At 60.8% G+C, this 18,084-nt stretch carries 15 protein-coding genes and 1 tRNA gene; 6 read left to right on the forward strand and 10 right to left on the reverse strand.

The annotated features are described in order from the left end of the window. Positions 1-89 precede the first annotated feature (89 nt). Together AUCHE_RS03395 and AUCHE_RS03400 are read left to right on the forward strand one after the other, a co-directional pair. Positions 90-353, forward strand: coding sequence for a DUF3618 domain-containing protein (locus AUCHE_RS03395; protein WP_006501871.1), 264 nt, complete (start codon positions 90-92; stop codon positions 351-353). Further along, positions 346-756: a GroES family chaperonin gene (locus AUCHE_RS03400; RefSeq protein ID WP_006501872.1), complete on the forward strand. Its 411-nt coding sequence runs from the start codon at positions 346-348 to the stop codon at positions 754-756. The genes AUCHE_RS03395 and AUCHE_RS03400 overlap by 8 nt, the downstream gene beginning before the upstream one ends. A gap of 105 nt (positions 757-861) precedes the next feature. Here AUCHE_RS03400 and AUCHE_RS03405 read toward each other — a convergent pair whose 3' ends face one another. Beyond that, on the reverse strand, positions 862-2,073 hold the full coding sequence (locus AUCHE_RS03405) for a glycine C-acetyltransferase (RefSeq protein WP_006501873.1): 1,212 nt from the start codon (positions 2,071-2,073) through the stop codon (positions 862-864). A gap of 39 nt (positions 2,074-2,112) precedes the next feature. Further along, positions 2,113-3,162 carry an L-threonine 3-dehydrogenase gene (gene tdh, locus AUCHE_RS03410; RefSeq protein WP_006501874.1) on the reverse strand — a complete coding sequence of 350 codons (1,050 nt, stop codon included), beginning with the start codon at positions 3,160-3,162 and terminating at the stop codon, positions 2,113-2,115. Positions 3,163-3,455: 293 nt separating this feature from the next. Here tdh and AUCHE_RS03415 point away from each other — a divergent pair. Together AUCHE_RS03415 and AUCHE_RS16480 are read left to right on the forward strand one after the other, a co-directional pair. Further along, positions 3,456-3,531, forward strand: a tRNA-Lys gene (locus tag AUCHE_RS03415). 412 nt (positions 3,532-3,943) lie between these two features. Next, positions 3,944-4,333 (forward strand): hypothetical protein, encoded by a 390-nt coding sequence (locus AUCHE_RS16480; RefSeq protein WP_143114849.1) that lies wholly within the window; start codon positions 3,944-3,946, stop codon positions 4,331-4,333. 446 nt (positions 4,334-4,779) lie between these two features. On the opposite strand, the gene AUCHE_RS16085 is transcribed toward AUCHE_RS16480, so the two are convergent. Both AUCHE_RS16085 and AUCHE_RS03425 read right to left on the reverse strand, forming a co-directional pair. Beyond that, positions 4,780-5,517, reverse strand: coding sequence for an ABC transporter ATP-binding protein (locus AUCHE_RS16085; protein ID WP_217994341.1), 738 nt, complete (start codon positions 5,515-5,517; stop codon positions 4,780-4,782). Between the two features lie 25 nt (positions 5,518-5,542). After that, the gene (locus AUCHE_RS03425) at positions 5,543-7,540 is read right to left on the reverse strand and encodes a hypothetical protein (protein ID WP_143114852.1); all 1,998 of its coding nucleotides are present in this window, start codon (positions 7,538-7,540) and stop codon (positions 5,543-5,545) included. Positions 7,541-9,112: 1,572 nt separating this feature from the next. Here AUCHE_RS03425 and AUCHE_RS03430 point away from each other — a divergent pair. After that, positions 9,113-10,387 carry a S1 family peptidase gene (locus AUCHE_RS03430; RefSeq protein ID WP_245706797.1) on the forward strand — a complete coding sequence of 425 codons (1,275 nt, stop codon included), beginning with the start codon at positions 9,113-9,115 and terminating at the stop codon, positions 10,385-10,387. Here AUCHE_RS03430 and AUCHE_RS03435 read toward each other — a convergent pair. From AUCHE_RS03435 to AUCHE_RS16490, 6 genes are all read right to left on the reverse strand, one after another. Beyond that, positions 10,335-12,746, reverse strand: coding sequence for an ATP-binding cassette domain-containing protein (locus tag AUCHE_RS03435; protein ID WP_052024791.1), 2,412 nt, complete (start codon positions 12,744-12,746; stop codon positions 10,335-10,337). The two genes, AUCHE_RS03430 and AUCHE_RS03435, sit on opposite strands and share 53 nt — an antisense overlap. 277 nt (positions 12,747-13,023) lie before the next feature. Further along, entirely contained in the window at positions 13,024-13,599 is a 576-nt protein-coding gene (locus tag AUCHE_RS16485) for a hypothetical protein (RefSeq protein ID WP_006501881.1), read from the reverse strand. A gap of 561 nt (positions 13,600-14,160) precedes the next feature. Continuing rightward, positions 14,161-14,802, reverse strand: a complete 642-nt coding sequence (locus AUCHE_RS15485) for a copper resistance CopC family protein (RefSeq protein WP_052024792.1) — start codon at positions 14,800-14,802, stop codon at positions 14,161-14,163. A gap of 142 nt (positions 14,803-14,944) precedes the next feature. Next, positions 14,945-15,361 carry a DUF350 domain-containing protein gene (locus AUCHE_RS03445; RefSeq protein WP_006501883.1) on the reverse strand — a complete coding sequence of 139 codons (417 nt, stop codon included), beginning with the start codon at positions 15,359-15,361 and terminating at the stop codon, positions 14,945-14,947. Continuing rightward, on the reverse strand, positions 15,361-16,725 hold the full coding sequence (locus AUCHE_RS03450) for a glutathionylspermidine synthase family protein (RefSeq protein WP_006501884.1): 1,365 nt from the start codon (positions 16,723-16,725) through the stop codon (positions 15,361-15,363). Before AUCHE_RS03450 ends, AUCHE_RS03445 begins: the two co-directional genes overlap by 1 nt. Beyond that, complete coding sequence (locus AUCHE_RS16490; protein WP_006501885.1) at positions 16,725-17,357, reverse strand: hypothetical protein; 633 nt, start codon at positions 17,355-17,357, stop codon at positions 16,725-16,727. Before AUCHE_RS16490 ends, AUCHE_RS03450 begins: the two co-directional genes overlap by 1 nt. A 251-nt stretch (positions 17,358-17,608) precedes the next feature. Here AUCHE_RS16490 and AUCHE_RS03460 point away from each other — a divergent pair, with 251 nt between their 5' ends. Further along, entirely contained in the window at positions 17,609-17,941 is a 333-nt protein-coding gene (locus AUCHE_RS03460; RefSeq protein ID WP_006501886.1) for a hypothetical protein, read from the forward strand. Positions 17,942-18,084 lie beyond the last annotated feature (143 nt).

Here is an 18,084-nt window from a genome sequence, read left to right on the forward strand (position 1 = left end):
TCCTTGGAGGGCTACGACGAGGCGTGTTCCACGGTAGGTTAGTTCAGGACGCCACCGGCCCGCCGGGGCCGCGCAGGAAAGGACAACAGATGAGCCAAGAAGCTCGCAACCCGCACCAGATCGAAGCGGACATCGAAGCCACTCGGACCCGCTTGGCGACCACGATCGACGAGCTGGCCTATCGTGCCAAACCGGGTGTCATCGCGCAGCGACAGAAGGACGCCACGGTCGCGAAACTCCAGGAGACCTTCATGACCCCCAAGGGCGACTTCCGTATGGAACGGGTCGCCATCGTGGCCGCTGCGGTCATCCTCCTCGTCGGTATCGGCATCATGCGCCGCTCCCGTGGCTGACCCAGATCTTCCCGACGACGGGGCGTACGACGAGCTGCCCGACGCCGACGGTCCCACCGACGCCGCGCCGCGTCGCCAGGCCGTCTCCGAGGGCGGGCTCGCCATCCGCATGTTGCACGACCGGGTCCTGCTCTCCGACGAAGGGGAGAAGGGCGAACGGCAGACCGGTGGTGGCCTGATCATCCCGGCCACCGCTCAGCTGGGCAAACGCCTGGCCTGGGCTGCTGTCGTCGCGGTCGGGGCCAACGTCCGGCAGGTGCGTCTCGGTGACCGGGTGCTGTACGACCCTTCGGAACGGGCCACGGTGGAACTCGACGGGCGAGAATACGTGCTCCTACGGGAACGTGATCTCCACGCCGTCTCCACCCCGGAGAGCGACCCCGACGCGGGGCTCTATCTCTGAACCGACTTCCTACGGTCGGACAACCACAGCGAAGGCTGTCTCCTCGTCGACGAGGAGACAGCCTTCGCTCTTCCTACGGTTCCTGCGGTACGGCGGGCGCGGTGATCAGCCTGCAGCGGCCTCGTCCCGGGCCGCGACGAAAGCCGCCACACAGGTGCGGACGTCGTCGGGGGAGTGCGCGGCGGACAGCTGCACCCGGATGCGGGCCTTGCCCTTGGGCACCACCGGGTAGGAGAACGGGATCACGTAGACCCCGGCGCCGAGCATCGACTCGGCGATCCGTCCGGCGAGGCGCGCGCCGTCTTCGCCGGGGAACATCACCGGGACGATGGCGTGTTCGCCGGGAAGCAGGTCGAAACCGGCGTCGGTCATGAGGGAGCGGAAGAGGGTCTTGTTGGTCTCCAGGGCGGCGCGCAGGTCGTCGGAGGACCGGGCCAGTTCGATCGCGGTGAGGGATCCGGCGGCGACGGCGGGGGCCACGGCGTTGCTGAACAGGTAGGGCCGGGCGCGTTGGCGCAGCAGGTCGATGACTTCCTGCGGTCCGGAGACATATCCGCCGGAGGCGCCGCCGAGGGCTTTGCCGAGGGTGCCGGTGATGATGTCGACCCGGTCCATCACGTCGAAGAGTTCGTGGGTGCCTCGGCCGTGTGCGCCGACGAAGCCGACGGCGTGCGAGTCGTCGACCAGGACCAGCGCTCCGTATTCTTCGGCGAGGTCGCAGATCTGGGGGAGTGGCGCGTAGTAGCCGTCCATGGAGAAGACGCCGTCGGTGACGATCACCGTCTGTCGGGCTCCGCCGTCACGGGCGGCGTCGAGTTGGGTGCGCAGGTCTTCGATGTCGCGGTTGCGGTAGCGGAATCGGCGGGCTTTGCACAGGCGGATGCCGTCGATGAGGGAGGCGTGGTTGAGCTCGTCGGAGACGATGGCGTCTTCTTCGGAGAAGAGCACTTCGAAGACTCCACCGTTGGCGTCGAAGCAGCTGGAGAACAGGATGGTGTCCTGCATGCCGAGGAAGTCGCTGAGGCTGGCTTCGAGTTGTTTGTGGAGTTCTTGGGTGCCGCAGATGAAGCGGACGCTGGCCATGCCGAAGCCCCATGTGTCGTAGGAGGCTTTGGCTGCGGCGATGACGTCGGGGTGGTCTGCGAGGCCGAGGTAGTTGTTGGCGCAGAAGTTGAGGGAGGGCGCTCGTCCGTCGGTGGTGACGGTCTCGATGTGCGCCGATTGGGGGGTGGCCAGTCTCCGTTCGTGCTTGTACAGGCCTGCTGCGTCGATCTCCGTGAGGGTTTCGGTCAGGCGCTCACGCATCTCGCCATACATGGTGGTTCCTTTCGTGGCTCTTCGGGGTGGACGCGTGGGTCAGCGGGTGAGGTCCATGACGACCTTGCCGCACTGTCCGCTGCGGGCTGCGGCCCAGGCGTCGGGCCAGTCCTCGAAGTCGACTCGGTGGGTGATGACCGATTTCACTGCGGTGCGCAGGTTTTCGGAGGTCTGCAGCATGGAGCTCATGGCATACCAGGTGTCGTACATTTCTCGGCCGTAGATGCCTTTGACGGTGATCATGTGGGTGATGACCTTGCCCCAGTCGATGGGGTAGGGGTCTTTGGGGAGGCCGAGCATGGCGACGCGTCCACCGTGGTTCATGTTGTCGATCATGTCGTTGACGGCGATGGGTGCGCCGGACATTTCCAGTCCGATGTCGAAACCTTCGCGCATGCCCAGTTCGTGTTGGGCTTCCCGGATGGTTTTGCGGGTGGTGTTGACGACGAGGTCGGCGCCGGCTTTTTCGGCGAGGGCGAGTCGGTAGTCGGACAGGTCGGTGACGACGACGTGGCGGGCGCCTGCGTGGCGGGCGATGGCGGCGGCCATGACGCCGATGGGTCCGGCGCCGGTGATGAGGACGTCTTCGCCGACCATGGGCCATTGCAGGGCGGTGTGGGTGGCGTTGCCGAGCGGGTCGAAGAGTGCGCCGACGTCGGGGTCCATGTCGTCGGGTTGGACCCAGGCGTTGCCGGCGGGGATGACGACGTAGTCGGCGAAGGCTCCGTCACGGTTGACGCCGATGCCTCGGGTGTTGATGCAGACGTGGCGGCGTCCGGCGCGGCAGTTGCGGCAGAAACCGCAGACGACGTGTCCTTCTCCGGAGGCTTTCATACCGACTTTCAACGGCATGACGCCGTCGACCTCGTGGCCGACCTCGACGATTTCGCCGAAGAATTCGTGGCCGATGGTCATCGGCGGTTTGACGGTGGCGGCGGCCCAGTCGTCCCATTGTTCGAGGTGGAGGTCGGTGCCGCACAGTCCGGCGCGCAGGACCCGGATCTTGACGTCGGTGGGCCCGCATTCGGGCTCGGGGACGTCGCGGAGTTCCAGCCCTGGCCCGGCTGTGGGCTTGACGAGTGCCCGCATGGTTGTCCTCCTTCGTGTGGCACACCGTGTCCGGCGCCGGGGGTGTTGGCGTGCGGGGTGTGTCGGCGGGGTGATCACGATGCGCCGCCGCGGGCGCAGACATGTCAGACGTTACGCCGGGAGATCCGGTGGGAGGGCTGATCGGAGGTCAGATCAGACGTTTGGAAGTTTTTTTGGGACTTTTTCTGGTTCTTCGGCGTGTCGCGCACCGGATGCTCCCCGAGCTTCAGGCCGTTGACCAGCGGATTTCATGTTGAAACTCGAATTCATGTACAGTCGTACTCGTTCGGCAGGCGCCATTAGCTCAATTGGCAGAGCAAGTGACTCTTAATCACTGGGTTCGGGGTTCGAGTCCCTGATGGCGCACCAAACGAACAGATGAGGCGGGATCTTCGGATCTCGCCTCATCTGCATGTCCGGCGTTGAACGTGTCGTGGGGCATAGCTGTGGCCGTGCGTGATGCTGAGGCTTTCGCTACGAGATCCGACTTGCGATCTGTACAACGATGCGCTTGCTGTTCATGGTCCTGGGCAAGTACGTCGACCACTTGTTCGCTGGCGATAATGCTGCGTGAACAGAAGCGCCACGAACGATAGAGATCCTCGTCAGCGCGCACCACAGCGAAACCGGATATGGCCCACTCTGGCCAGCATCGATGATGCGCTGACACCACATCGCCGCGAGACAGCAGCAAGGCGCGAAGGGCGGTCGCTACCTGCTCATGATTCAGAGCGAGAAACCGATCAGGGAAGGGACGGCTCTAGTCGACCGGGAGAAATTCATGAGTGCACCCATAGGAAGCCTCACTGCCGCAACTAGCGAGTATCTTGCTGTGCGGCCAGTACGGCGAACTAGAACCGATTCTTCCTCGGATATTTGCTTTGTAGGTGGGGTGCCTTATTTCCGCAAGGAAGAAGAATTTTTTGCCCAAGCTTACGGGAGAAAATTTAAATGGCCAATGACGGAGAGCTCTGGTCCGGTTCCGATGGCGCAAGCCATTACGCACGCCACGCATCAGCTGAATTATGAGGCCGGTAAGCCTTTCGACACTTTTAGTTTCATTAAAGCTTCGGCTCGCACATATCCGGATGCCTTCGGAGCTGATCTGATCAATAAAGCATCATCATTTTTCGGGAAGAAGACTTCGGGTCGCCCAGACCTTTATGCCTGAGTTAAAGTCAGGAGTGGTGAATCTCGCAACTGATCGATACCCCCAGGTGACGGCAGGTGTGATGTTGGGTGGGTGTGCGAACCCACTGTGGATGCATAGGGTCGCTTACGCCTGATGTCATCAGCATTCAGCACCACCACAGAACTAGATCCCCTCGGCGATGGGGAAGAGCCTGATCTCCGCGGGGGCCCGAACCTATCTGCGCGACACAACCTGCCCCCAACGGATATTTGGTGTGCTCTTTGGCTGTCAACGTCATCCCCACGATCGTGGATAGACAGATGCATGCTGCTGACTAGAACGACAACGGCTGCTGAGGGCGACAGACGCATTAAATTCTTCAGAATGGTGGTTTATTCCGATAACTTAAGAGAAGGTGAGAAACCACGTGACGGTGCGCTTTGCCGTGAGCTGAGCGGGGAGTTCCCGGCGCTGGATTCGATGATTCACTCGATCCGGCTGTGGCTGGCGGCTTTTGCCACCGGTGTTGTCACTTCCACACTTCCCTCACCGAAGAGATGAACAATCTGGTCACATCGATCGCGGATGCTCACACTGTGCGTTGCGATGATGACGATGGCGCCACTGCTCGCTATCTCGTCCAAGAAATGCAAGACCCTGTCCTCATTCTCGCCGTCCAGGGCCGCTGTCGGTTCGTCAGCCAATACAATCGACGGTCGGCGCAGAAGAAGTCGGGCCATCGCCACTCGCTGCTGCTCGCCACCGCTCAGGATATGGATGCGGTCTTTCTCGCGACCGGACAGACCCACCTGGTCCAAAACTTGAGCAAATGCTTCACGCCTACGTCCTCGCGCGTGGCCCCGGGATCCCCACGCGCCCAAAGCGACCTGAAGATTCTCTGCAACCGTACCGTCCTCAATGAGCGCGTAATCCTGAAACAGGTAACCAAGGTGATCGCGACGGAACCGACGTACAAGACCTGGACGTAGCTTTACGAGATCACGATCCCCCCAACAGATGCTTCCGCTAGTAGGACGTTCAAGGAGGCCTAAACAATTCAACAATGTGCTCTTTCCGCTCCCGCTGACGCCAGTCAGAGCAACCCGGTCACCAGGCTGAAAAGAAAGATCCAAATTCGACCACAATAAGTGGCTACCGAAACTCTTGCTAAGGCCTTTGACAGTAAGGCTCGAGCGAACAGTGCTGTCCATCGGTGATGTCATCGGGGCGCCTTCTTATCAGGTCTTATCAGGGATGAGCGGTGAGGCGTCGCAGTGAGATGTTACTCACCCGCGCAAGCACGAACGCAAATACGACAACACTGAGTGCAAGCAAAATGACAGTGCCTACCACTTCACCATGCGTATAGCGATCATCAAGCATCGTGGGTATTGGAATATATCCTTGAGTGAAGAATTCATCCTGGGCCGACACTCGGTGTAGCAGCAGCACGACCACTGTTATAGAAAGGAAGGCTTCGAGAGATAAAACCACCAGGTTTGATTGCATAAAAGACCACCCATGCAGTCGTCGAATGAAATCACGCTGTCCTCTGCGTGCCATATATATCACGGACACAGTGAGTGAACTGCTCACCAGGGCAAGCCCCGCAATAGCTGCATTCACCCATTGCAGGTGATACTCGCTTCTTACGCTGGCTATATCTTGATCTGCTCGATCTGCGGTTGAGATGATGGAGCTGAATAGTGAACCGAATCGACCATCCACAATTTTCTGTGCAGCTTCCAGCGTTGTAAACTGCACCTCTCCTCGACTCAGGGCACTGGCAACATTGTATGGACTCATGAGTGCCAATGGCTGACGAGCTACCATAATCGCCTGGTTTTCCCGGTTCCCACGGGGGATGCCAGACATGGTGGTGATCGGAGAAAAAGGTATAGCCGATGGGGACGATTCCCTGCGAAGTTTCCACCCCTCCAGTGAGGGCCTTAGCACGCTGCGGGCCCTCTCGTGGAGCTCGCTGTCAGAGATGCTGGTGCCTGGCGGCGTGACTATCAGAAGTTCCTTCTCTCCGGGTATCCCTTCCTGCCCTAGGTGACGATACATACCGTCATCGACCAACAAAGCTCTGGGCTGAGTCCCGTCAGCTAGGAGATCGATCATTGTCGATATTCGCACCTCACCAGACCGTGTGCCACCAATAAGGTAGCGCTGAAGTTCGACCGCGCGATCATCATGTGGAACATCAGTCATGGTGACCGTATAAGTGACTCCATATTTGAGTGACTCCGCGCGTTCTGAGGCAAGTGACTCCAATGCCACGGACCCAGCGCTAAGCCCATGTATCACAGAGAGCATTAATACAAGGGTGGGAATGCGCACGAGGTAAACAGGGAGATGCCCTGTCCGGAAAGGAAGGCGCCCCTTTATCGAGGCGATGACGCTCATAAATGTGATAATGCGCAACGCTAGTAAGCCCACTAGTAAGCCGACAACCATCGGCACTGCAGAAATGAGAAGTGAACTCACCATAAATTGACCAAAGAAGGCGAGGCGATTGTAGGGCAGAAGTAACCCGGCAGCAATGATGACTGCGAGAAGACTCATGATCAAAGCACCTCGCGCCAGAGCAAGTGTCAACATCATCGCCTGTTGCAGGTAGCCGAATCCATGAAGCTGTTCGATAGCCGACCGTTTCGCCTGATAGACGACCCCCGCTGTCACCAGTGCCGCCACCAAGAGGGTTGTCATGGCAAAGGCGTAGAGCTTCGCTCCAGCCAGGAAGAACTCCAGAGCATGCTTAAACGAAAATGCATCTTGATAGTGGTATGTGAAGCCCCATGAGGTGACGAACCCTTCCACGGGGCCTTTTGCATGCGGCTCAAATATGACCAAGGGACTTGTCGGTGACAACCTGACATCGGGCGAGAAAGGTCGAATCGTGAGATGTGCCTCTGGACTGAACTCCGTGCGCCCATTAATCCACTCCTGACCGAGACCGAGTGGGCCCGCGCCAGGGATCACGTGCAAGATCTCCCCATCTTCACCCCCCGATGGGTCGCTCATCACCACGGCCACATCGATGTGTTCACTTACTGCCATTTTCTGCAGGTCTCGAAAATACTCTTTCGAGTCTATCTTCTTTTCCGATCCATAGGGATTGATTCTGCCGAATGATCCCATTTCTGACTGCTCCGATAAGAGCTTAAAGCAGAGGAATGAGAAGAGGAACCCAAAGACTACAGACAGGGCTATTGCTGACGTCAGTGTGCGATTAAGTCGCATCATTACCTTCCTCCTGTCAGCACGTGGGTCGAGGGTATCTGGCCGGCCTCAATTCAGGCTCACAGCACAGCCGTGGCCAGGGTGCCGTAATCTGTAATATTCCGATACGCCGATCCCATCGGCTAGTATTTGGTAAATCCACATTTGACCCCATGCGCTCCGAGTCAAATTCAACGCCCTTATTTATGACCGAGCTGCCGTACGTCTTGCTTCGATGCCAGTAGCTGGACCAGGAGCTCTTCTGGTCATGATCGTAATCCCAAAGACCATCATCATCTTGAGCATCAGCGTAGGCGGCAGCGGCACCGGTTGAACTGAGCGAAGTAGCCGCGAACACGGCTGCAATGAGAGACTTACACATGATCTCCCCATGTGGTGAGAGTGTGTGAATGTCGCTCAATCTACGATTTTGAGATAATCCACACCGCCCAGAGCGCAGCGGTGGAATTATCCTTGGTTCGGTCCCCCAATAACCCCGAAACCAGCTGCATGCGCATCATACTTTTTGGAGAGTGTCTTAACCCGGATCTCCCATCGACTGGTGTCGCGGCGGAGCTGGCGCCGGTGCTGATGGAACAAGGCGGACTCTTGTAAGGGGGTACGACGAGGCGCCGGGTATCGATGCCGCAGGGTTTTGGGTTCCCACCGGCGGGCTTCGTGGTCGGGGGAGGCCGTTTGCGAGTTGCACGATCAGCCGCTAGGCCCGATTCTGCAAGAAGCCCTGCAAGAGCAGGTTGACCAGGCTCGGCGTTCAAGCCGATGACCAGCGGACTCGCCGCCGTCACTGCGTGACCCGGTGCATGCGCCCCGGCCCCAGCGCCAACGAGACCGCCAGATCCAGTAACACCTCGGCATGGGCCATGCTGCTACTCATCTGAGAAGTGCCCTTCGGCTCACGTGAGTATCTGCTGTCGTAAGTGACGTCCTCGCAGTTCAGTGGCATTTCTCATGTTCTCGACTCACGTTACAGATGAAATCTCTGGGCTGGGGAGGCCCCCAGCGATCCTGAACTACCCGCACAGAACGCCTAAAACTGACAGGGCACGAGAGAAGCAACAGGGGTGTGCTCGGGCTCGGGGAGGGGTGGTTATTCAGCCCTGATGCCAGGGATAGGGGGAGGCTTGCGCTTCTGTTTCGGTGTCCTGTGCTCAGGCCGATGATTGCGGCTGGTTCCGAGATACTGAACCGCCCCAATGCGGCAAAGAAACGATATTTTCCGATAACAATACTTATGTCACTTTGTTTAAAACAAAAACCCTCTACGGCGTAACGCTCACCAGCACCTTCATGAGAGTGAAAACTCCGACCTTGCCGGATGCTTCCCAGTTGAAGAGACCGCCGTCACGGTTTCGCTCAACACGAAAAAGGTCATCGCTGCATGTACGGGAAGCCAGTGGATCGGCCGGTGGGGGAGTTGCGCCTCCGCTGAGGGCGGTGAAATAGCTTCTAGCTGTAGGTTTTTCAGCCGTAGAAGGTCCCGGCGAGGAGTCGCCTGGGTGGATCCACTACTGTCGCTGCAGATTTCATCTGACGACGTGGGCCGACCTGCAGAGGTCCTACCCGGAACGGAGTATGACCACCATGCCACGGCACACCCAGACGACAACACACCGCCACGTCCGAACGGCCATGAGCCTCGCGGTCACTACCGCCCTGACCCTCACCGTGGCACCTCTTCTCGCCCACGCCGGAGAAAAATCCGCGGACCGGGCAGAGGAAATCAGCGACATCACCAAGATGTCCGCCGACCACATCTCCCGTGCCTTCGGACTCTCCGCGGAGGACGCCCTCAGCCGGGCACACGAACAGGAGAAACATGCCGGCACCGCCCGCGATATCCAGGCGAAGCTGGGGGAGCGCACCTCAGGATCCTTCATCGACCAGAAACGCGGAAAACTCGTCGTGAACGTCGTCGACGACGCGACAGCCAAACAGATCAGTGGAGACAAGGTCGAAGCGAAGGTCGTCAAGACCTCACGTAGAGAGATCGAAACCAACCGGAGGAAAGCCGAGGAAACACTCGGCGATCTGGCGAAGGCAACATCTCTGGACACCCGTCGGAACACGATCGTGCTCACCGTGTCGAACAAGGACGGTGATGCGGCCAGAAAAGCAGTCGAAGGCCTCGACAACGTCGAGATCCAGACCTCCGACGACGAGTTCGAAGACGAAGCATCCATCATCGCAGAAGACACGCCACGCACATCGGTTTACGGCGGACAGAAAATAACCTTCACCCGAGAAGCGAAGAGATTCAAATGCTCTCTCGGATTCAACGCCCAGAAAGACGGTAAGGACGTCTTCATCACCGCCGGCCACTGCGGCAGAGGGAACGCAACCTTCACCAAGAACGGCAAGAAGCTCGGCGTCACCCAGGAGTTCGCATACCCCGGCCACGACATGGCCTATGCCACGCTCGACCCGGCCTGGGAGGGCAAAGACGCCGTGGACAAATGGAACGGGAAGGTCGTCGTCGTCAAAGGATCCACCGAAGCACCCGTCGGAACATCCGTCTGCAAATCAGGACAGACCACCGGATGGACCTGCGGCACCATCACCGCCAAGGACGTCACCGCGAAATACCGCAACAAGAAAACCGGCCAGGTTGCCCGGATCACCGGGCTCACCCAGACCGACGCCTGCAGCGCCAAAGGTGACTCCGGTGGCGCCTGGATGGCCGGGAACCAAGCCCAGGGTGTGCACTCCGGAGGGAACGGCCGCAAGATCATCGATCCGAAGACCCGGGCCTGCCGGCACCAGGACGGCAAGCCGAACGTGGCCTATTTTCAACCGCTCAATCCGATCCTCGAGACCTACGGTCTGACCCTGAAAATCCGCCGGAACTGACCGCTGCCGCCAGATACCGACCGGTGAGCGTCGAGGACGCAGCGACCAGGTCGGCCGGTGTCCCCTCGAAGACCACCCGGCCCCCGTCGTGCCCCGCACCCGGCCCCAGATCGATCAACCAATCCGCCTGGGCCATCACCGCTTCGTGGTGCTCGATGACGATCACGGTACGCCCCGCATCGACCAAGCGGTCCACCATCGCGAGCAGATGAGCGACATCCGCCGGATGCAGACCCGTCGTCGGCTCGTCCAACACATAGATATCGCCCTTCTCCGCCATCCGCGCAGCCAGTTTCAGTCGCTGACGCTCCCCACCGGACAACGTGGTCAGCGGCTGCCCCAACCGCAGATATCCCAGACCGACATCGCTCAACCTTCCGAGGACGATGCCGGCCGCCGGCGCACGGGCATGGCCCTCCTCGAAGAAGACCGTCGCCTCCGCCACCGACATCTCCAAGACCTCGGCGATATTCAACCCACCAAGGCCGAACTTCAACACCGACTCGTCGAACCGTCGACCCTCGCAGTCCTCACAGACCGTCGACACCCCGGCCATCACCGCCAGATCGGTGTAGATCACCCCAGCGCCTTTGCACGACGGACAGGCACCGTCCGAATTCGAACTGAACAACGAAGGTTTCACGCCGTTCGCCTTCGCGAACGCCTTACGGATCGGGTCGAGCAGCCCCGTGTACGTCGCCGGATTGCTCCTCCGTGAACCCCGGATCGGGGACTGATCCACCGCCACCACACCCTCCCCGGGCGACACCGACCCGTGGATCAGTGAACTCTTCCCCGACCCGGCGACCCCCGTGACCACCGTGAACACTCCCAACGGAATATCCACGTCGACATCCTGCAGGTTGTGCCGCGAGGCACCTCGCACCGCCAACACCCCCGTCGGTGTACGCACCGACGCCTTCAGGCGAGCACGGTCGTCCAGATGCCGCGACGTCAACGTCCTTGCCGCCCGCAACTCCTCGACACTGCCCGCGAAGACGAGCCGACCGCCCTCAGAACCCGCACCCGGCCCCAACTCCACCACGTGATCCGCGATCACGACCGTCTCCTGCGCGTGCTCGACGACGAGCACCGTATTGCCCTTGTCTCGCAGACGCAGCAACAGTTCGTTCATGCGGACGATGTCGTGCGGGTGCATCCCCGTCGTCGGCTCGTCGAAGACATAGGTCACGTCGGTGAGCGCCGACCCGAGATGGCGGATCATCTTCGTCCGCTGCGACTCCCCGCCGGACAGGCTCCCGGTGGCCCGGTCCAAGGACAGATAACCCAGCCCGATATGCACGAAAGCGTCCAAGGTCTCCCGCAAGGACACCAACAGCGGCGCGACCGAAGGTGAGTCGAGCCGCGCGATCCAGTCCGCGAGATCGCTGATCTGCATCGAACACAGATCAGCGATGTTCTTCCCCGCGATCCGCGAGGAAAGGGCACGCTCGTTGAGCCTGGCGCCCTGGCACTCGGGACAGACCTCGAAGACGACCGCCCGGTCCACGAACGCCCGGATATGCGGTTGCATCGCTTCCCGGTCCTTCGCGAGCATCGACTTCCGCAACCGGGGGATCAGCCCTTCATAGGTCAGGTTGACACCGTCCACCCGGATCTTGGTGGGTTCGCGATACAGCAGATCCTGCATTTCCTGTGCGGTGAACTCACGCAACGGTTTATCCATGTCGAAATAGCCGCTGCCGCTGAAGATCCGGCCGTACCAGCCGTCCATCGAATAGCCAGGAACAGTGAGTGCGCCGCCGTTGAGGGAAAGGTCCTCGTCGAACAGTGCGGAGAGGTCGATCTCGGCGACCGAACCGGTCCCCTCACAGCGGGTACACATTCCCCCGAGTCGTTCGTACGTGCGTTTTTCCTTCGTGGGTCGATCACCTTTTTCGATGGTGATCGCACCGGCGCCTCGCACAGTGGCCGTATTGAAGGAGAAAGCACTGGCCGGGCCGATATGGGGATCACCGATCCGGCTGAACAGCATCCGTAGGACGGCGTGGGCGTCGGTGACGGTGCCGACCGTCGAGCGAGGGTTCGCGCCCAACCGTTCCTGGTCGACGACGATCGCCGTGGTCAGCCCCTCTAGGTGATCCACCTCCGGGCGCGACAGCGCCGGCATGAAACCCTGCACGAAGGTGCTGTAGGTCTCGTTGATCATGCGCTGCGACTCGGCGGCGATCGTGCCGAACACCAGGGAGCTCTTGCCCGACCCGGACACCCCGACGAAAACGGTGAGCCTTCTCTTGGGCAGGTCCAGATCGACTGAGCGCAGATTGTTCCCGTGAGCGCCTCGCACCCGGATGACGTCATGACGGTCAGCAGGATGGACAGCGGGCGTCGTCGTCATCGAGGTCTCCCGAGGTGGGCGAGCGGCGAAGAACCGGACGTCCCCACCTCAGATCAGGGTATGTCCGATCTGTCGGGTTGTGAGAGATGTTGTATTTCTGATTGCTAGAGAGGACTGAAGTCCGGATCTATATTCCATCTCAGAAGCTTCGCTGAAGCCTTTTAGGTACTTTTGTTTGCCTACTCTCTGGGTAGAAGACTTGTAAGTAGGTAAGAAGTGCTTCCTCGGAGGAAATTTTTCCTCCGAGGAAGCACCGGGAGTGTGTGGTGTCGGTTTGTCAAGCTGGCCTTATGGCTGACCTCTTATAGTGGGCCATGGGAGGTGCTTCTCCCATTTTTTCGTGCTTCACTGTCATATTTTTGCACGTGAGAGATCCATTCTGTTCCCGCTGCCATTCGCGTCCGGATGAATCTGTGAAATTAATGAAGGCGACGGCCCAATCCTTCTTGTTCATAATGGGGCGTATGATCCCGGTTGGCGCGTCAGGGAATGCCCAATGATAAGATGTATTCACCCTTTCAATAAAATACTCCCCCGGGGGAACTGTGCACAGTTTAATGGGAGGTTCAGGTGCTCCGTTTCGATCTTTACTGCTTATGCAGACGTCGTATATTGGCATAGTGGAGATATTTCTGAGGAGGATTCCAGACTTGCGGATGTCACCTTCGAGTTGGATCGCCGTCCACGCGGAGACTCCGGTCGCAGATGAACTAAGCCTCTCCTTTTCAGCAATGGCGTCGCGCTGTCGTTCAATCTGCTGAATATGGAAAGCCGTTATCCCTGCCCATGTGGCGACAAATAGTGCACCAAGTCCAGATATTGCTGAGATCATTTCAGGGGATATTCCGAACATGTCTTCTCCTGGAAATAAAGATCTTCAACTGCGGATGGTGGGGTGGGGTATCCTTGTTTTAACCACTGGGATGCAGACTTGGCGTCAAATCCGAATGACTCCCACCTAGTGGCGAGACGAGGGGGGATACCTAGATGTTCCCATTCCTGGGGAGAGCACCACATGCTGGGGTGGTCTGGCTCCTCGGGAAATTCTGGTAGGGGGAGCCCCGAGGCTATCCATAATTGCCAGGATCGATATCTGGGGGAATCGGCTAATCGGGGCGAAAATATTGCTTCTGCACTTGAGATTTGTGCCGATATTGCACCCCGGGTAGCGACTTCGATTGCTTGATGAGTGGCTAGCATGAAGATCCCGCCTTCATTAAAAGTTGCAGCTCCGATCGGCCACTTTTAAGTGAAGGTGAGAAATTACTTATCTGTAATTTACTAAGGTTAGGCTTTCGTGGGTATCGCTATTTTTGCAACATGACTCAGATAGACCTGTGAGGTCTTTTATTTTCTATCAAAAATACTTAATTCCATACAGGGTTGCGGCATGTTGAGAGTGGACTCTTTCCGGTCACTGCGGGTCGCGTTGCCTATCCCACCGGTAGACCAAAAAACCCAGCGTCATCAACAACACGGCCGCGCCGCCGGTCAACAGGTACACGGCGACGGTGTCGCTGCCCTGAGCCGTTGTCACCGGTCGTCCCGGATCCGAGGAAGGAACCCCGCCGGTCGACGTCGACGAACCGGCTGCCCCCGACGACCTGTCCGCTCCCGGTTGCGCCGGGCCCTGCCCACCCGGCACGGTGAACGAGATCTCCCCGGAGATGGGATGCCCGTCCTTGCTCACCACCCGGTAACGCACCGTGATCTTCCCCCCGCCCAGATCCTGGGGGAGGGCAACCACCACCTTCGGTCCCTGCGCGACCGCCGAGGCGGACCGGGCCTCGCCGGAAGCCGGAGCGACCACCGCCTGCACGAACTTGGGATGTACCTCCTCGTTGAAGGTCAACGTGGCGCTCTCCGGGAGAGTCTCCACCGTCGACCCGTCCGCGGGGGAGGAGGAGACCAGCTGCGAATGGGCTCCTGCCGACGGCACCGGCCCCCACAGCCCGGAGAAGAGCGCCCACGCCGTCACCGCCACCGACACCAGCACCCACCGGATCATCCCTCGACGTTGCGGCGCAGACACCGGCACCTGACAGGACGACAGCACGTGCATGCTCCTTCGGATCCGCCCGACAGGCCACGGGTAGGTGGACAGGACAGGATCGAGATGATCCCGACCCGATCATCCTGCCGCACCCCGGCCCGGCCGAGGCCCGACCACGGCACCCCGTTTCCGTGGAAGGAACTCCTCAGGAGATGGACGCGCAGACCACGGCACTCACCGCGAGCATCGATGCCGCCGCGACCACAGCGCCCGGGTGGAAACCCTCATCCACGGTGATCCGCCGCAACGACCCAGGCGTGACCGCATCCAACACCAGGAAACTGACCGCCTGCAGGATGATCCCCAAGATGCCGAAACCGGCTGTCCACGCGAAAGCCCGACCCAGGTCGGCTGCGCCGTTCGTGTAGATCGCCGTGGCCTGCACCGCACCCAATCCCAGGAAGGACGCGCTGACCACGATCGCCGCATTGATCGAACGATCCTCGTAGATCCGCTTCCCCAACCGGCCCGGAGTCAACAGATCCAAGGTGAAGAAGCCCAGGACGAGGAGAGCCACCCCTAGCAGGGAGTAGACGGCCCCATGGAACAAACTGATCAACATCACGGTGTCCTTCGCCGGTCGCAGTAGGTGTCATCCTGCACATCCGAAGGCAGGCCCAACGGTCCGCCCAACGTCAACATCGGGCGGGAGACCGCAGATTCAGGACGGCTGTCCCCCGGCAGGACATCTTGCACGACCGTGTCCTGCACGTCAGCACCCGCGTCCGCCAACCACGCCTGCTGGACGGAGGCACTCGGTCGAACCGAGGTCATCATGTGGGGCACGAACCGTGCTCGGTAGTCGGTCACCCACCCGTCGCTCTCCCGTACCCCCAGCCCGGCAGGTAGACCGTCGACCACCCAACAGCCCAGGACGGCCTTGTTCCCGTCGAACTCCGGCAGCGGGCACCACTGCTGGTAGCACCAGCCTTCTGCACCGTACTCGCCGGGCTGTTCGATCTCGACACCCGATGCGTGTACCCGGATGTTGTCACCTTCCCGGCCGTGCAAGGGCTTGGCCACCCACTGTGTCAACGGCCCGGGATCGTTCAGATAGGCCGGCAACAACAGCTCGTCCCCCGGGTACAGGTGCCACAGCGCCGCCAACAGAGCCTTGTTCGACAGGAGCACCTTCCACAGCGGCTCCAACCAGAGCGTCGATCCCGGGGAACTCACCGGATCCACGTGGGCCCCGAAGTCCTCGACCAGCATCGACTCCCACGGATACAACTTGAACACGGTCCGCATCGGGGATCCGGACAGGTCGACGAAATCCCTTTCGACAGCGTCCCAGCCGATGTCACCCACGGTGATCGACGCTGTCGAGAGCCCCGCCTGGTCCGCAGTGTCCCGCAGATAGGTGACCGTCATCTCCTCCTCACCGGTCGGTTCGTCCTGATGATGGGCGAAGTACACCGGGCCCTCGTCCAGACGCGGAGCCAACTGCTGCCAAGCCAGGATGAGACGCTCGTGCAACGAATTCCACTGGTCATGTTCAGGATGGGTGTCTTCCAGCCAATACCACTGGGCCACCGAGGCCTCCAGTAAACCGGTCGGAGTATCGGCGTTGTACTCCAACAGTTTCGGTGGGCCTTCGCCATCGAAACGCAGGTCGAAACGTCCGTACAGACTCGGCGCCCCCGCAGCCAAGGACTCACCCACCCGCACCAGAGCGCCCGCGGGCAGACCCAGATCACCCATCGCCCCCGAGGCCAAGAACCGTGCCGCCTCCAAGGACATGGCGTGCAGGCGCTGCGTCGCCGCCTCCAACACTTCGACCTCGGCCTCCGAGAGGAGGTAACAAGCCTCCTCGTACCAGTAGGGCAGTTCGCGCCCGTCGGGAAGCGACGTCGTCAGAAAGGTGAGGCCCTGCGCGTGCACCCGGTCACGCCACTGGGCGCGAGGGGCGACCCTGCGCCGTTCCATCAGCTACCGCCCTTGCTGCCGCTGCTGCCGAATCCACCCCGGACGATCGAGGACTTGGCCTTCGAGAAGGACGCCTCCGACACCTTGCCGCCCGCCGCGGAGACCCCACCGACCCTGGACGAACCCTGCAGGGGCTCGGAGAAGGTCCCGCCGTGGGCCGTCGAGCCCACCGCCGGTGCAGACGACCCCCACGGGATGAAATACCACCCGTGCGAACGGTACGGGTTGGAAGTCGCTCCGCTGCTCTCCGGACGGTCGGCGAGCGCCTGGCCCGGGGGGCAGGGTGTAGGTGCGGTCGCTGCGGTGTCAGAGGGTTCGCTGGTCGTCGATGTGCCTGCGGTGGGAGGCGTAGGTGGGGCGGATACGGGAGTGCAGTGGGTCGTGGGTACGGCGGTGGTGGGTGGGGGAGTGGGCGAGGTCGTCGGGTTGTCGGTCGGGGCAGGTGAGGGTGGGATGCGATCTGCGGCGCAGACGGCGTCGTCCAGGCGGATGCCGGTGGAGCGGTCCACGCAGATCCCGGTGTGGTCGGGTAGGGCGTCGCTCTCGTCGGTGGACAGGCCGCATCCGGTGGTGGAAGCAGCCAACATCGCGGTCATCCCCAGGGCGACCAATCTGCTGCGGCGTCGGTCCATCCTGTCCTCCTCGACGACAGACGGGTCGTCGTCCCAGGTGCGTCCTCGGTGTGGGGCGCGTCAGCAGGATATGCCGAGGGGTGTCCTGCGGGATCACCGGGTGTTTCCCCGAAACCCTTTCGTGCTCACCCCGGGGCTGTGAGCTGACCTGCTGCGCAACATCCCTGACGGGTGGTGCGTACCCTCCGGAAAGGTCACATCTGACGGCAACCCGGGTGACCCGGCGGCTGGAACGCGATAGCGTTCAGGGCATGAGCTCAGATCCTCGAGTCGCCCTGGCCACGTTCGTCTCAGCCCTCGAACGCCACCTGGAGGCGTCCTCGTCGCGTCGTGGCGAGGACGACCCAGCCGTCGTCGCGGCGTACCAGGATCTTGCGGAGGCCTTCGACGCCTACGACGACGCCCTGCTGGATGCCTTCGGTGAGGTCACTCCGTTGCAGGTGTACAACGATGACGATCTCGACGATGACGACGATCTCGACTACGACGATGACGACGATCTGGACATCGACGACGAGGATGATCTGGACATCGACGACGACATCGAGGTCGTCGACGTCGCGGAGGCGTCTGCGCCTCGCTGAGCGTGCACGGTCGGGGTCGGTGCTTTCCGACCTTCGGTCAGGCTGGACGCCCGCTGACGGTTACCCGTGCGCGGGCGTTCTTCATGACCGCCTAAACTAACGCCGCCGGGCGGCAGTGAAGCGCCCGTGGCGGGGCGCCCACT

Source organism: Austwickia chelonae NBRC 105200 (assembly GCF_000298175.1).
In the GTDB taxonomy this organism is placed as follows: Bacteria; Actinomycetota; Actinomycetes; order Actinomycetales; family Dermatophilaceae; genus Austwickia; species Austwickia chelonae.